We start from the raw sequence: 15,077 nt of genomic DNA on the forward strand, positions 1-15,077 counted from the left end.
TATGAGGAAGTCACAAACAAGCACATAAAGGAAATAAAAAACACTCCGTTTATAAACGGAGTGGCAAAGGACAGTACAAAACTGAACATTGCCACTTTCCTACGCTGGTATGAGCCAGATCAGGTTCAAAGGGATCAAGAAAACTTGTCTCAGCCGGTCGGCACCCCTAGTGGACTTCCTATTAGTCTATGTTTAACTTACCATATATTCTGAAAAATAGAAAGCGTTACGGAAAATTGTTCCCTAACGGTTTTTATCTCTTAAAGAGGTAGCTTCTTGAAGCTATTTTTAATCATTTTTGTTTAAAAATGCATATTTTTAGGGAAGAAGAGGTATTAATGAAGGGAAGAGCCGTTTTCGTCTCCGAAACATTCCCATATAAATAGAAGAAAGGAGAGAACAAAATGGCAAAATTTCGTTTGTATGCTGTATTAAATACAGTAGGCTTGGCTATTACACTTCTTGTGAATTATTTAGCAAATGCGATTCCAATAGGAGGCAAAACAACGGCAGAGGCTTCTGCGCAAGTTCCTACGTTGTTTACACCAGCCGGTTATGCCTTTGCTATCTGGGGCGTTATTTATTTGTTATTAACCATTTGGGTTATACGCCAATTTTTTGCAAGAGAAGATCAAAAGGAAATATATGCACGTATCGGCATTTGGTTTTTTCTAAACTGTTTGTTAAATAGTGCGTGGATCTTTATTTTCCAAAACGATTACTATAAGTTATCCCTTTTAGTTATGCTCTTTATTTTAGGCACATTAATGATTGTATATTCCATTATTCAGCATTCTCGGATGACGACATGGTTTATGCGTCTGCCGATTTCGCTTTATCTTGGATGGATTTCTGTTGCGACTATTGTTAATGTATTTGTCGTATTTCAAGCAAATGGAATACAGCACTTACTTGGCCTAAATGAGTTAGCATGGACGATTATTATGCTGCTGGTAGGGGCTGCGCTGGGCATTATGTTTACATTAAAAAACCGAGACGCTGTTTATCCGCTTGTTTTTATTTGGGCTTATATTGCCATTGCGGTGAAACAAAGTGGAAATCAGCCAATTGTCATTACTGTTATCATCTCGATTGTTTTATTAGCAATTGCTATTATTGTGGGACTGATTAAACGCTATAGACGTTTTTAAAAAGAAGCTCTAGCTTTTGTAAGCTAGAGCTTTTTATGATGCTCTTTTGATTGTAAAAAAGCAGCTGTAAAAGCAATTAAGCTAATTAAAATACCAAAAGGAACAACAATTGGTACGAATGATAAAATAAATGTCATAAGCGTAACCTCCATGTTGCATCGGTGCATAATGAAAAATTCAACTTTTTAAATTGAAGTTCCGCTATTATAGTATGCTAGGCTTTATGTTTGGAGCCTATATGTTTAGAAATAAACGAAAAAGGCAACATACGTTACATATAGTTTATATAGGAGGAGTTAAAATGGAAACATATTTAGTGGCTTACACAGATAAAGACGATATGGAATATAAACAAGTGACGTGCGAGAGTTATGAAGATGCAGAGCGTACAGTTCTTCGTTTAGAGAGAGAAGGGCATATGCATATTGAAGAAATATCAAATCAAGAAGCCTACCGTGGAGACGAATCATCGTACAGAGAATAATTTTTGAATAGAAACATCAAACTCAAAATGAAGAGGCAGCTGCTTCTTCATTTTTTCTATTCTATATAGATATCGTTTTATAGAAAAAAGTAAAACGGGAATGATTTTCTTCTGCATTTATGGTACAGTACTAATCAGATGAGTTTTGAGTTTAGAAGAGGAGAGAGTAACATTATATGAGTAAAGGAAATCAGTGGTCTTCACGCCTCGGTTTTATTTTAGCATCTGCTGGGGCAGCAATTGGTCTAGGAGCGATATGGAAATTTCCATACGTAACCGGAACCAGTGGCGGTGGAGCATTTTTTGCGTTGTTTATTTTATTTACAATTTTTATTGGATTGCCGCTTCTGTTGGCAGAATTTATCATTGGAAGACATACGGGAAAAGAAGCGATTAGTGCTTATAAAGCAATTGCTCCAAAGTCCGCTTGGGTATGGATTGGCAGGCTGGGAGTACTCAGCTGTGTCGTTTTGCTTTCCTTTTACAGCGTCGTTGGCGGCTGGGTGATTTTATATACGATTATGAGCGTAACCGGTATGCTAAGCGGAAAAGAGTACGGTCCGTTGTTCAATGCCGTCATTAGCCAACCTTATGTGGTATTAGGTGCACAGGCGCTGTTTTTATTAATTACAGTGTTTGTTATTTCAAAAGGCGTACAAAAAGGCATAGAGCGTGCTAATAAATACATGATGCCGCTGTTATTTATCTGTTTTATTATCATTGTGGTTCGCTCTTTAACATTAGACGGAGCTATGGACGGAGTAAAGTTCTTTTTAAAACCGGATTTTTCAGCCATTACAGGGTCATCTGTTCTCTATGCGCTCGGTCAGTCGTTTTTCTCGCTTTGCGTAGGATTATCCTGCATGGTGACATATAGCTCTTATTTAGGGAAAAAAGTAAGCTTGACGCGTTCAGCGGGCACCATTGCTATTTTGAACTTGTTTGTTTCGCTGCTTGCAGGCTTGGCTATTTTTCCAGCTGTTTTTTCATTCGGATTAAAGCCAACCGAAGGACCTGGACTTTTGTTTGTGGTCTTGCCAACAGTATTTGAGAAAATGCCGTTTGGCACCGTCTTTTTAGCACTGTTTTTAATTTTATTTCTATTTGCTACGCTTACGTCTGCTTTTTCACTGCTGGAAATTATCGTAGCTGCTTTAACCAAAGACGATCAGACAAAACGAACTCGCTATGCTTCTTTAGCAGGGATTCTTGTGTTTGTAGTAGGTATCCCATCAGCGCTTTCGTTTGGTGTACTAAAACATGTCTCACTTTTTGGCAGAAGTATATTTGACGTAGCTGACTTTTTTGTGAGCAATTTAATGCTGCCTCTTGGAAGTTTAGCCATTGCGATTTTTGTGACATTTAAAATGAAAAAAGAAGCCGTGTATGAAGAGTTTATTTCAGGAAGTACAAAAGGCGCTAAATTATTCAACGCATGGTTCTTTCTAGTTAAATACGTATTACCTATTATTATTATAGCTGTTCTGTTAAGCTTACTTGTTGCATATTAAAAAAAGCACTCATCTGAGTGCTTTTTTTTGTTTATTTTGCAAAAACGTGATTTCCGATTGTAATCGTAACCTGTTTTTGACGAAGCCATTGATCGCTTGTTTTATCTGGGTTAAAGAAGAATAACGAGCCTTTTCCTTGACCTCTAAACGCTAGTGCTTCATTTACAGCTTTTTTTGCTTCAGCATCCGCTGCTTTATTAATTTCACCGTTTTGTACAGGTGTAAACTGTGTACCTTGATAAATGACATCATGAATAGAGTTTGGGAAAGAATCGCTATCCACGCGGTTTAAAACGACTGTTGCTACAGCCACTTTGCCAGCGTAAGGTTCACCTTTTGCTTCAGCTTGTACAAGGCGAGCTAACAATTCTTTATCGCTTTCGCTAATAGAGTTAGGGATTGTTAATGTTTCATTTGCATTAATAGAGTCGGTAGATTTGTGATTCGCTTCTTTTAACTGTTTAACCGTAACGCCGTATTCAGCGCCAATCTTGTAAAGAGTCTCTCCGGCTTTTACGCGATGGGTTGTTTCAGCGGCATTTGCCCCGTGACTCATGCCGAACATAGGAACGGCTAGTGCTCCAATAATTGCTAGTTTCTTAAACATAAAGTAAGTACCTCCTGAAATCCTTTTGAACGCCCCTTTTATCACGGATCGGTGCGTGCTGTGCACCGAACTTTATATGTACGTTTCAAAGATTAACAGGTGTCAATACATCTTGTCACTGCTTAAAACATACCAATCTAGGAAGATATTATAATAGTTAACAGATAATTTGAAAAATACGTTGACTGATAATAAAGGAGTGAATTATAATGAACGAGTAAATAGTTAACCGTTTAACTGGAGAGATTTTATGGGAGAAAAGATAACGATTCGTGATGTAGCAAAGCATGCAGGGGTGTCTGCAGCTTCAGTATCTTACGTCTTAAACGGAATTAACAAAGTATCCGATGAAACAAAAGAGCGAATTTTAACAGCGGTAAAAGAATTAAACTACGAACCAAATTTAACCGCCGTTAGTCTTTCGAAACAAAAGTCAAATATGATTGGCGTGATGTTCCCGCTTACAGATGATTCACTTTCTACTATATTTAAAGATAACCATTATTACAGTGAAATGATTAGTGGAATTGAATATGTAATCCGTAAGCATGGTTACGATCTAGTCATATCTGGAGTGAGTAGCCCAGCTGATTGCTTAAAATGGATTCGAACGAGAAATATTGATGGTCTTCTGTTTTTAGGAGCCTTCCCGCATCGATTATATGAAAAAATGAAAGCGTTATCGAATCCGATTGTGTTAGTAGATACATATGAAAAGTGCGAACGTGATTATCATCATATTTCGGTAGACGATGAGTATGGAGGATATCTCGCTACAACACATTTAGTGAGTTTGGGGCATAAAGAAATTGCCTTTGTTGCTCATCACCTCGTCAATAGTCCAGTGGATAAAAAGAGGTATATAGGCTACGAGAAAGCATTAAAAGAAGCGGGCATTACACCATCAAAGACGTTTGTTTTTGAAGTGAACGAAAGCTCATTTGATAACGGTTACAATTTAGGAAACAAGCTGCTGCAAGATCATAAGGATATTCGGGCGGTTTTTGCATCCTCTGATACGCTGGCGCTTGGAATTATGAAAGCACTGCAAGAAAAGGGGAAAAGAATTCCGCAGGACTATTCAATCGTAGGGTTTGACGACATCACGTTTAGCAGCTATGCATCTCCAAGTCTAACAACCATTCGTCAAGATGTATTTAACAAAGGAGTCGTCGCCGCGACGTCTGTTATTCAAGCAATCGAACACCGTTTCAGCACGCTGCAGCATGTAAAATTATCGGTTGAACTTGTTATTCGAGATTCGACTGCTAAGCGCGAGTGAACCACAGTAAGTTAACCGGTTAACCAAAGTTTAGCATTGATAAAAAAAGGGGATATAAGTTAGCATTCACAAAAAAAGGGGATATGAAAATGATTAATGTTACAGTATGGAACGAAAATCGTCATGAACAGAAAAATCCGGTTGTAAGAGAAATTTACTCTGAAGGCATTCACGGTGCCATCGCTTCTTTCTTAGAAGAAGGAGGATTTCGTACGCACACAGCAACATTAGACGAAGTAGAACACGGGTTGACTGAAGAAGTATTAAATCAAACGGATGTTTTAGTATGGTGGGGTCACTTAGCGCATGACGAAGTAAAAGATGACATCGTTGAGAAAGTAAAGCAGCGCGTGCTAGACGGTATGGGGCTTATTGTCTTACACTCAGGTCACTTTTCCAAGATCTTTAAAACGTTAATGGGCACAAGCTGCGACTTAAAATGGCGTGAAGCAGATGAAAAAGAGCGCTTGTGGGTAGTAGAACCGAGCCATCCGATTGTGGAAGGTATTGGTGAATTTATCGAGCTTGAGCGTGAAGAAATGTACGGAGAGCACTTTGATATTCCAGCACCTGATGAACTGATTTTCACGAGCTGGTTTGAAGGCGGAGAAATTTTCAGAAGCGGCTGCACGTACAAACGCGGAAACGGAAAAGTATTTTATTTCAGACCTGGACATGAAACATATCCAACATACCATAACAAAGACATTCAGCGTGTCATTATGAATGCTATTAAATGGGCGAAACCGGCAGAGAGAAAACGTCCTGTTTACGGCAATGCGCAACCGCTTGAATCAATCGCAGTTAAAAACTAATTAATAATGCTTAAGCAAAGGGGATAGGAAAGATGGCAAAAGTAAAAATTGGCGTTATTGGGTGCGGAAGCATTGCGCAACACCGTCACTTACCAGAATATAAGATGAATGAACAAGTAGAATTAGTAGCCGTTTGCGATATAAACACAGAACGTGCAAACAGCGTAGCACAGCAGTACGGTGTAAAAGCGTACGCAAACTATGAAGAACTTTTAGCAAGCGGTACAGTGGAAGCAGTGAGCGTATGTACGCCCAATTATCTTCATGCGCCTATTTCGGTTGCAGCGTTAAACAGCGGAGTTCATGTTCTGTGTGAAAAGCCGATGGCAACATCAGAAGAAGAAGCAAAAGCGATGATTGAAGCAGCAAAAACAAACGGTAAAAAACTAATGATCGGACATAATCAGCGCTTTGTAGCTTCTCATCAAAAAGCTCGTGAACTTATTGAAAAAGGGGAAATCGGTAAAATTTATAGTTTCCGTACGGCTTTTGGCCACGGTGGTCCTGAAGGCTGGAGCGTGGACGGAAAAGAAAGCTGGTTCTTCAAAAAAGACGAAGCGTTTATTGGTGCTATGGGGGATTTAGGCGTTCATAAAACCGATATGCTCCGCTACATATTAAATGAAGAAATTGTAGAAGTCGGTGCATTCGTTGAAAGCAATGCAAAAGACTTTGCAAATGTAGACGACAATGCTGTGTGCGTATTAAAAACGGAAAGCGGGATTATCGGGACGCTTGCGGCAAGCTGGGCTTACAATGGAAAAGAAGATAACTCCACGATTGTTTACGGCGAGAAAGGGATTCTTCGTTTAGAGGACGATCCGACGTATTCATTAGTTGCACAATATGCAACGGGTGAAGTGGTGAACTATGAATTAGGAAAAATCCAGTCGAACGATGAAGGCGGACAAAGTAATTCTCACGTCATTGAACAATTTGTAGATGCAGTTGCAGAAGATAAAGAATCTCCGGTTCCTGGTGAAGAAGGATTAAAATCACTTGCTGTTATTTTAGCAGCTTTAAAATCAAGTCAAACGAAACAAATTACGCGCGTGTAAGAGGTGAAAAACGTGAGAATTGGCATAATCGGAGCAGGAGGGATTGCTGTAAGCAGGCATATCCCGGCATTCAAACAACTGGGTGATGAATGTGTGATTTGGGGGCTTAGCGATATTAATAGTGAAAGAGCCACAGAGGTAGCCAATGAACATAATATCCCTCACGTATTTGTTGATTACAAAGATATGTTTAAAGAAGTGGATGCTGTATGTATTTGTACACCTAATAAATTTCACGCCGAGTTTGCAGTAGAAGCGCTAAAAGCAGGCGTTCACGTTCTATGTGAAAAGCCGATGGCGATGTCTAAAGAGCAAGGTGAAGAAATGCTTGCTGCTGCTAGAGAATCAGGTAAGCAGTTAGCGATTGCGTATCACTACCGATTCATGAAAGAAGCGCAGGCTGCGAAAAAAATGATGACAGAGGTAGGGCGTCCATTAGTTGCACGTGTCAGAGCAATGCGTCGCCGTAAGGTTCCCGGTTGGGGCGTATTTACGAACAAAGATCTTCAAGGAGGAGGCAGCTTAATTGATTACGGTTGCCATTTGCTTGATTTAACGCTTTGGCTAATGGGAAACCCAAAGCATACTGAAGTACTGGGAAGTACATATAATGACCTGAGTAAAACGCCTAACCAATTAAATCAATGGGGAGCATTTGATCATGAAACATTCGGTGTGGATGATCATGTAACGGCCTATATTAAATTTGAAAATGGAGCGTCGCTTCTTTTAGAAACTTCTTGGGCTGCTAATATCGAAGATGATGAAGAGCACGTAAGCATATCAGGGGTAGAGGGCGGTTTAAGCGTGTTTCCGTTTGAACTATACACGTCCAAAAACGGTATGCTCATGAACAGTACGTCACCTTGGATAGATGGAGAAGATGATTACAGCTTAAGTCAGGCTAAAAATTTCGTTGAAGCGTGTAAAGGAAATGCTGAATTAGTAGTAAAGCCACAAGAAGCGCTTCAAGTCTCAGCTATTATTGATGAAATATATCGCACAGGGGGAAATTAAAATGAAACTTGGAGTATTCACGGTCTTATTTGCGGATCTTTCTTTTGAAGAGATGTTAGATAAAGTAAAATCAGCAGGTCTTCATGCTGTTGAAATCGGAACGGGAGGCTATCCGGGAAACAGCCATTGTCCGCTAGATGAGCTGCTTGAAGATGAGGGAAAAAGAGAAGCATATATGAAGCAGATAAAAGACCGCGGACTTACAATCAGCGCATTTAGCTGCCACGGCAATCCTATTTCACCTGAGGCAAGTTTTGCAAAAGAATCTGACGAAACGCTTCGCAAGACCATCCAACTAGCATCATTAGTAGATGTTCCAGTGGTTAACTGCTTTTCTGGAACAGCAGGAGATCACGAAGAAGCGAAGTACCCAAACTGGCCTGTTACTCCTTGGCCTAACGAGTATGGAGACGTATTGAATTGGCAGTGGGAAAATAAGCTTGTTCCTTATTGGAAAGAAATTGGAGAACTAGCGGAGGAGCATAACGTAAAAATTGGTTTAGAACTTCACGGTGGATTTTTAGTTCATACTCCGTATACGCTCCTAAAGCTTCGCGAAAAAACAAGTCCAGCGATTGGCGCTAACCTTGATCCAAGTCATTTATGGTGGCAAGGAATTGATCCGGTAGGAGCTATTAAAATTTTAGCAAAAGAAAATGCGATTCATCATTTCCATGCAAAGGATACGTACTTGGACCAGGATAATATTAACATGTATGGACTGACGGATATGCAGCCATACGGAGAAGTCCAAACGCGTGCATGGACGTTTAGATCCGTAGGATGCGGACATGATGTAAAAGAGTGGTCTGATATGATGAGTGCCCTTCGCACATACGGATACGATTATGTAGTCAGCATTGAGCATGAAGATCCAATCATGTCGATTGAAGAAGGATTTAAACGCGCGGTTACAAACTTACAAAGTGTATTAATTGAAGAAACTCCGTCACAAATGTGGTGGGCGTAAGCAAAAAGAAGCATCTCTTAAAAAGAGGTGCTTCTTTTATTTTCGTTGATAAATTATTTGCCTTTTGTTCACCTGAATTTCGATACAAACGGGTGATTGGTAACCCAAAAGCGCCAAGGGTAATCCTTCGCTTCACCAGAATTATCAATGCCAACGCGAGGTCCGGCGGAAATCGCTGAAGGAGTGAAGCCACGAGCAATATAAAGAGGAGGGGTGGTTAAATCATGACCGTACAAATCCATTGAAACCCCTAGTGCTTTTGTTAGTTTCCCAGGACCGTTTGTCCAATTTATTTCATTTTCCATACCTCGACGTCTAGTTTTCATCAAATCTTTTCCGCTAAATGGCTCAATAGCTCGAATGAGGACGCCTTCTGGACAATCGATGTCGCTGCTTACAACATTGAGTAAACAATGTGTATGCATTGTATGCGTATAGGCATGACCAGGAGGACCGAACATTACCTCTGTTCTTTTTGTGCGCCGGTTATTAAAGCTATGAGCTGCTCGGTCGAAAGGCCCTTTATAAGCCTCTGTTTCCACAATAAAACCAGATGCAGCTCCTTCTGCCGTTTCGTGAACAAGAAGACATCCTAACAGCGACTGAGCTAGTTCAAGCGTAGGCTGTTGATAAAACGAAAGAGGAAGTGGTTCAATCGCTAAAAGAGAACGCGTCATTTGCTGTAGTCCATCCTTTCAAAGCAAAGTCATTCACGCTGTTATTGCGCATCTTTTATTATGATGTTTTCTTTGTTATTTTGCAAAGGGAGGGATTGATTCATACAGTAATCTTTCTTACCCACGTTCAAGTATTTATCATGATTCAACTTACTCTATGAAATTATTTTAAAGAAGGGTTTCGTTTTGCACGTGTAGGGGGAATATTTTACTACAATACTTCGCTTTTGCTGCTGGTATGATATACACAGTTCATCCATATTTTACATGCTTTTAGTTTTAAAAAATAGTGATCCGTCTTTTCTTTATTTTCGTTCTACACATGAAAGCAAAATAAAAAGATTGAATTGTAGAAAGTTCTTTATAAATGGAAATAAAGAAAAAATATCCTTCAAAGAGTATTTAAGGGATTTTAGAACATATTAAAAATAAAATTTATACACTGTGAGGAATAGCTATGAACATCTACTTTGATACATTAACGAATTTATCAATTAAACATATTTTTGGGCCTGCATCTCAAACAATCACCCATCTCACATATCATTCAAAACAAGTTCACGACGGATCCGTATTTTTTAGTATAAAAGGTGAAAATGAAGATGGACATCAATATATTAAAGAAGCTATAGCTAGAGGAGCCGTAGCAGTCTTTGGGACAAGCATCGAGGAGCTTCGTCTTTTGAGCACTCAGTATTCTCACTGTACGTTTTTAGCTGTTGACGACGTTCGCAAAGTAATGGCGTCTTTTTCTAAAATGTATTTTGATTATACGGATGAAAAAATTGAGACAATTGGCGTTACAGGTACAAATGGCAAAACAACCGTAGCAGCTTACGTAAGGTCGCTTTTAACTCTTTTAAAATTGCCAACAGGATCGATTGGAACGACCGGCATTTGGTCATCAAAGCAGAAGTTAGTTTATAAAAAAAGTACGCCTACAACACCTGAGTCGGTAGACTTGCATAAAATTTTTTATGATTTGTATACAAGAGGTGATGAAGCGGCAGTGATGGAAGTATCTTCGATTGCGATTGATCAGCAACGAGTAGAAAATATTTATTTTGATGTAGCCATTCATACAAACTTATCGGAAGAACATTTAGAGTATCATAAAACGTTTGAGCACTATAAAAAATGCAAGATGAAATTATTTCAACAGGCCAAACATGCCGTTATTAATATAGATGATCAGGACATGGGCAAAGACTTAAGCAGGGTATTTGAAGGACCTAAAGTCACGTATAGTTTATTAAATAACAAGGAGGCAACTCTGCAAGCAACAAACATCACCGTCAAAGAAGGAGGCTCTTTCTTTGATTTACTTTATAAAGGACAGTCATACAAAGTAGCAGTGCCTGTATATGGTGATTACAACATTGCTAACGTGCTAGCGGCCATTGGTACAGCTCTTCACTTTGAATACCACATTGAAGATATTATTAGCGTACTTCCTCAATTGGAAAGTCCAGAAGGGCGATTTCAGGTGATAGAAGGTCCTAATAACCAAAAAGTGATTTTAGACTATGCCCATACGCCTGTTGCCCTTACGCGTTTGGTAGAAGAAGTAAAAAAGATGGAGTATAACCAGCTGATTGTCATGATTGCAGGGATCGGCATTCGAGATTTTAATAAAATGCCTAAAATGGCGCGTACCATTGAAGGAAAAGCAGATGAAATTATCGTAACGGTTGATCACCCAGGTTATCATGATCCTAACGTAATTGTAGATCAAGTGATGACAGGTTTTTCGAATCCGAGCGCAAGCAATATTCACCGCGCCCCTACTCGAACAGAAGGAGTATTAAAGTCGCTTTCTTTAGGAAAGGCGAATGATATTATTTTACTTACAAGCGGCTGTATTAACGGCGCTCAGCTTGTAAAAGGAAATGAAATTCCGCATTCAGATGAAGAAATTATTGCCTCTTATTATGCATCGTTAAGCAATATTTCCTGATATTCTTCTTCATTTATTGAACGAACGTGGAGAAATTGAAACATCATACGAAAGAAGGTCTCTTACTGTTTTTAGAGACCTTCTTTTTGCATCAAAACTATAGGCTGTTTTCGCGCTGTGTTTTTGGTTCTTCAATTTTTACATCATGTTCTTTAGCCAGCTTTTTAATAGCTGCATTGTAATCGCGTATACCTTTTCGTGCTTCATCAAGCATAGCGTTTGCCTCAGCAATAAGGTTGCGGTCCTGCTTTTCCAAAGCACTGACAATTTTAATAAAAGCATTATACTGGGTATTGGCAGCCTTTATATAGCCTTCATGAACCTTTCGAAGATCGTCGGTTTCTACATCGATGTTTTCCAGTTCGTCAACAAATTTACGATAGGTAGGAATGACTTCACTCGTCATCGTATCGTACATAACAGCGTCACTTGTGTAGTTAGCGCCTGTAACGGAATCGTATGCGTCAATCGCCTCTTTTTCAAGCTGAGCCGCTTTCTTTAAATCTTGATTGTTATAATCGATTAAATCATCTTGAACAGGATCACTAAAGCAGGCGGATAATAAAAACAAAAGAGGGACAAGACAAAATAAAACTTTCTTCAACGAATTTCACCTCCGTTTAACAATGTATGAAACATCTGCTTGGCAAAGTCTGTTTTAATAACTGGAGAAAAAGAAGGGAGTGTATAAAAGGATTTTTAAAGGTCGACAGTGAATGTATTCATAAGTTGGTTTGTAGTTGACCACCCTTTAGTAGCAGGAAGGAAGAGAAGATGATTAAAATAAAAAGAGACCACTTAACGAACAATGAAGTTATTGAGCTAGTAAGTTCTCACCTTCAAGGAATGAACTTACATTCCCCCCCTGAAAGTATTCATGCTCTAGATATTGAAAGTTTAAAACAACGTCATATTACGTTTTGGAGCGTGTGGGAAGGAAGTCAGCTAGCAGGGTGCGGAGCTGTAAAAGAGTTAGATGAGCACCACGGAGAAATTAAATCGATGCGAACAGCTACCGCTCATTTGCGGAAAGGAATTGCTAGAGAGCTGCTGCAGTACATAATAAATGAAGCGCAAAAACGAGGGTACCGACGCTTAAGCTTAGAAACAGGATCCGCACCTGCTTTTGAACCGGCTAGAAAGCTATACGCCAGTTTTGGATTTTACGAGTGCGAACCGTTTTCTACCTACAAAGAAGATCCATACAGTGTGTTTATGACAAAGAAATTGAATGAGTAAAAGACAGGAAAGAAGGCGCAGATGATTTGTTTATTTGTATGCAAACTGTGCGCGCAAGCAGCTGTCATTTATCCTGTTAGCAAGTAAGCTTTTTAGGCAAAGCCTTTTTAGGAGGCTTTGTTTTGGTCATGATTCATATAAAAAGGTATAAACTAGGTTTTCTCACTAGACAAAAAGGTTTTTCCTATGTAGTATAGGTGTCAGATAATACAAAACGAATGTTCAGTATAAATAATAAATGTACGGGGCGGTGGAAATAGCTTGAATAAAAAAAAGCTTCAAAGTGAACAAACCAAAAGAAAAGTGGCAGATGCCGCTAAAGCATTGTTTTCTCAAAAAGGCTATAAAGCTACATCTATTGAGGAAATTGTAGAAGCTACGGGAAGCAGTAAAGGGAATATTTATTATCACTTTAAAAGTAAAGAAGGGCTTTTTCTTTATTTAATAGACGAATGGGATCTTGAGTGGGAACGAAACTGGAAAGAAAGAGAGTCTCTTTACAAAACAACAAGAGATAAGCTTTTTGGAATAGCGGAGCAAATCATTTTAGATGATTTGAATCATCCTCTTACGAAAGCTGCGGATGAGTTTTTTAACAACGAGGAGAAGGGCAGCGACATCGAAGAGCGAATTGATGAGATGGTGAAACGACACGTGGAGTTTAACCGGGAACTTTTGCAACAGGGCATCGATGAAGGCGAGTTTTCTCATAAAAATGCAGAGCAGCTTGCAGTAATTTTAGAAGGGTTGTTTGTTGGAATGAGCCGCATGTCTCGAAAAACGAGTACGGAAAATGCCCTGCAGCTTTACCATTCAGCAATCGATGTATTTTTAAACGGAATTATAGCAAGGTCTTCTTAAATAAGCGGGGATGCTTATTGCGGCAATGAGTAATCCCTCATTATTTTGTATTTTTATAGACCGAACGTTCAGTATTTTTGTAATCAGGAGGTTTATATGTCATTATTGTTAAGAAATCGAGCGGCGATTTTGCTGCTCATGCTAAATATTTTTATTATCTTTACGGGAATCGGTCTCGTTATTCCAATTATGCCAACCTATATGACGGAGCTTCATATCAACGGCAGCGTGATGGGGCTTTTAGTAGCGGTGTTTTCACTAACTCAATTCCTGTTTTCGCCTTTAGCGGGGCGATTATCAGATTCGTTAGGGAGAAAGAAAATTATTGTAGCGGGAATGATTGTTTTTGCCCTGTCTGAATGGTTCTTTGGTTCAGTGAGTACACCTCTTTTATTATTTGTATCCAGAATGCTAGGTGGGGTCGGGGCCGCGCTTATTATGCCTGCTGTTATGGCCTATACAGCGGACGTGACGTCTGCTAAAGAACGCGCTAAAGGAATGGGCTATGTGACGGCAGCGATTACAACAGGATTTATTATCGGGCCCGGTATTGGAGGCTTTTTAGCTGAATACGGCATGCGCGTGCCATTTTACATGGCCGCAGTAGCAGGAGGCTTGGCTGCAGTGATTACGCTTTTTGTTTTGCCGGAGTCTCGTCCTGTACAAGGTCATGCTGTTTCAAACAATGAGAATCCAAAAGAAGATCGGCTGCTACTGCAGCTTATGAATTCCTACAAAGAACCTTATTTTTTAAGTTTAATTATCGTTTTTGTGACATCGTTTGGATTATCCAATTATGAAACGATCTTTTCACTATTTGTTGATCATAAATTTAGCTTTACGCCAAAAGATATTGCGTTTGTTATTACGTTTGGCTCTATTGCAGGGGCTGTTGTGCAGGTTACGATTTTTGGCTGGATTTTAAATAAATTCGGTGAAAAAAGAGTGATTTCGTTTTGCTTGATGATGACGGGACTTTTTATTTTACTTACACTATTTGTGCACACGTACTGGCTTATTATTGTTGTGACATTTATCGTCTTTTTAGCAACAGATATTTTACGTCCGGCAATCAGCACGCAAATGTCGATGATGGCACAAGACGACCAAGGGTATGTAGCCGGACTAAATTCTGCTTATACAAGTCTTGGTAATATTATTGGACCTGTTGTAGCAGGCTTTCTTTTTGATATAAACATTAATTACCCGTACGTATCAGCTGCACTTGTACTGCTGCTTTGTTTTCTTTTATCTTTAAGAGCAGGAAAGGACCGAAAAACAGCTGTGAGAAATCAAGCGATTCAAGAAAAATGATAGAATTTTTAGGGGATAGAAGACCTCCAGTAGTTTACTGGAGGTCTTTTAATGATGCTTTTAGTAAAGCTGTAAGATTTACAACACCACTCAGCCTATAGCGAAGCTTTATTTTATGGGCAAAACAGTGAAAT

Annotated in this window: 15 protein-coding genes and 1 riboswitch; of the genes, 12 read left to right on the top strand and 3 right to left on the bottom strand. The window is 39.3% G+C overall.

Features of this window, described 5'->3' with window-relative positions:
* Positions 1–79: 79 nt before the first annotated feature.
* Positions 80–178: riboswitch (TPP riboswitch) on the bottom strand.
* A 226-nt stretch (positions 179–404) separates the two neighbouring features.
* The 3 genes from LJY09_RS10340 (at position 405) to LJY09_RS10350 (ending at position 3,146) form a co-directional block, all read left to right on the top strand.
* Positions 405–1,151 (top strand): TspO/MBR family protein, encoded by a 747-nt coding sequence (locus LJY09_RS10340; RefSeq protein WP_028413520.1) that lies wholly within the window; start codon positions 405–407, stop codon positions 1,149–1,151.
* A 301-nt stretch (positions 1,152–1,452) separates the two neighbouring features.
* Positions 1,453–1,635 (top strand): hypothetical protein, encoded by a 183-nt coding sequence (locus LJY09_RS10345; protein ID WP_013056847.1) that lies wholly within the window; start codon positions 1,453–1,455, stop codon positions 1,633–1,635.
* Positions 1,636–1,811: 176 nt separating this feature from the next.
* Positions 1,812–3,146 carry a sodium-dependent transporter gene (locus LJY09_RS10350; protein WP_028413519.1) on the top strand — a complete coding sequence of 445 codons (1,335 nt, stop codon included), beginning with the start codon at positions 1,812–1,814 and terminating at the stop codon, positions 3,144–3,146.
* Between the two features lie 31 nt (positions 3,147–3,177).
* On the opposite strand, the gene LJY09_RS10355 is transcribed toward LJY09_RS10350, so the two are convergent.
* The gene (locus LJY09_RS10355) at positions 3,178–3,753 is read right to left on the bottom strand and encodes a cell wall hydrolase (RefSeq protein WP_028408694.1); all 576 of its coding nucleotides are present in this window, start codon (positions 3,751–3,753) and stop codon (positions 3,178–3,180) included.
* Between the two features lie 250 nt (positions 3,754–4,003).
* On the opposite strand from LJY09_RS10355, the gene LJY09_RS10360 reads away from it, so the two are divergent.
* The 5 genes from LJY09_RS10360 to LJY09_RS10380 all read left to right on the top strand — a co-directional run bounded on the left by LJY09_RS10360 (position 4,004) and on the right by LJY09_RS10380 (position 8,895).
* Positions 4,004–5,035, top strand: a complete 1,032-nt coding sequence (locus LJY09_RS10360; RefSeq protein ID WP_028413518.1) for a LacI family DNA-binding transcriptional regulator — start codon at positions 4,004–4,006, stop codon at positions 5,033–5,035.
* Between the two features lie 89 nt (positions 5,036–5,124).
* Positions 5,125–5,850, top strand: coding sequence for a ThuA domain-containing protein (locus tag LJY09_RS10365; protein ID WP_028413517.1), 726 nt, complete (start codon positions 5,125–5,127; stop codon positions 5,848–5,850).
* A 32-nt stretch (positions 5,851–5,882) separates the two neighbouring features.
* Complete coding sequence (locus tag LJY09_RS10370) at positions 5,883–6,908, top strand: Gfo/Idh/MocA family protein (protein ID WP_028413516.1); 1,026 nt, start codon at positions 5,883–5,885, stop codon at positions 6,906–6,908.
* A gap of 12 nt (positions 6,909–6,920) precedes the next feature.
* Positions 6,921–7,925, top strand: coding sequence for a Gfo/Idh/MocA family protein (locus LJY09_RS10375; RefSeq protein WP_033578852.1), 1,005 nt, complete (start codon positions 6,921–6,923; stop codon positions 7,923–7,925).
* 1 nt (position 7,926) lies between these two features.
* Positions 7,927–8,895, top strand: a complete 969-nt coding sequence (locus LJY09_RS10380; RefSeq protein ID WP_028413514.1) for a sugar phosphate isomerase/epimerase family protein — start codon at positions 7,927–7,929, stop codon at positions 8,893–8,895.
* A 68-nt stretch (positions 8,896–8,963) separates the two neighbouring features.
* Here LJY09_RS10380 and LJY09_RS10385 read toward each other — a convergent pair whose 3' ends face one another.
* The gene (locus LJY09_RS10385; protein ID WP_028413513.1) at positions 8,964–9,572 is read right to left on the bottom strand and encodes a DNA-3-methyladenine glycosylase; all 609 of its coding nucleotides are present in this window, start codon (positions 9,570–9,572) and stop codon (positions 8,964–8,966) included.
* A gap of 457 nt (positions 9,573–10,029) precedes the next feature.
* Between LJY09_RS10385 and LJY09_RS10390 the strand changes: the two genes are divergently transcribed.
* Positions 10,030–11,529, top strand: coding sequence for a UDP-N-acetylmuramoyl-L-alanyl-D-glutamate--2,6-diaminopimelate ligase (locus LJY09_RS10390; RefSeq protein WP_028413512.1), 1,500 nt, complete (start codon positions 10,030–10,032; stop codon positions 11,527–11,529).
* A gap of 97 nt (positions 11,530–11,626) precedes the next feature.
* On the opposite strand, the gene LJY09_RS10395 is transcribed toward LJY09_RS10390, so the two are convergent.
* Entirely contained in the window at positions 11,627–12,133 is a 507-nt protein-coding gene (locus tag LJY09_RS10395) for a hypothetical protein (RefSeq protein WP_013082979.1), read from the bottom strand.
* Between the two features lie 173 nt (positions 12,134–12,306).
* Between LJY09_RS10395 and LJY09_RS10400 the strand changes: the two genes are divergently transcribed.
* From LJY09_RS10400 to LJY09_RS10410, 3 genes are all read left to right on the top strand, one after another.
* Entirely contained in the window at positions 12,307–12,768 is a 462-nt protein-coding gene (locus LJY09_RS10400; RefSeq protein ID WP_223546665.1) for a GNAT family N-acetyltransferase, read from the top strand.
* A gap of 261 nt (positions 12,769–13,029) precedes the next feature.
* Entirely contained in the window at positions 13,030–13,629 is a 600-nt protein-coding gene (locus LJY09_RS10405; RefSeq protein WP_028413510.1) for a TetR/AcrR family transcriptional regulator, read from the top strand.
* A 96-nt stretch (positions 13,630–13,725) separates the two neighbouring features.
* Positions 13,726–14,943 carry an MFS transporter gene (locus LJY09_RS10410; RefSeq protein ID WP_028413509.1) on the top strand — a complete coding sequence of 406 codons (1,218 nt, stop codon included), beginning with the start codon at positions 13,726–13,728 and terminating at the stop codon, positions 14,941–14,943.
* Positions 14,944–15,077: the final 134 nt, after the last annotated feature.

Source organism: Priestia sp. J2 (assembly GCF_020790095.1).
In the GTDB taxonomy this organism is placed as follows: Bacteria; Bacillota; Bacilli; order Bacillales; family Bacillaceae_H; genus Priestia; species Priestia zanthoxyli.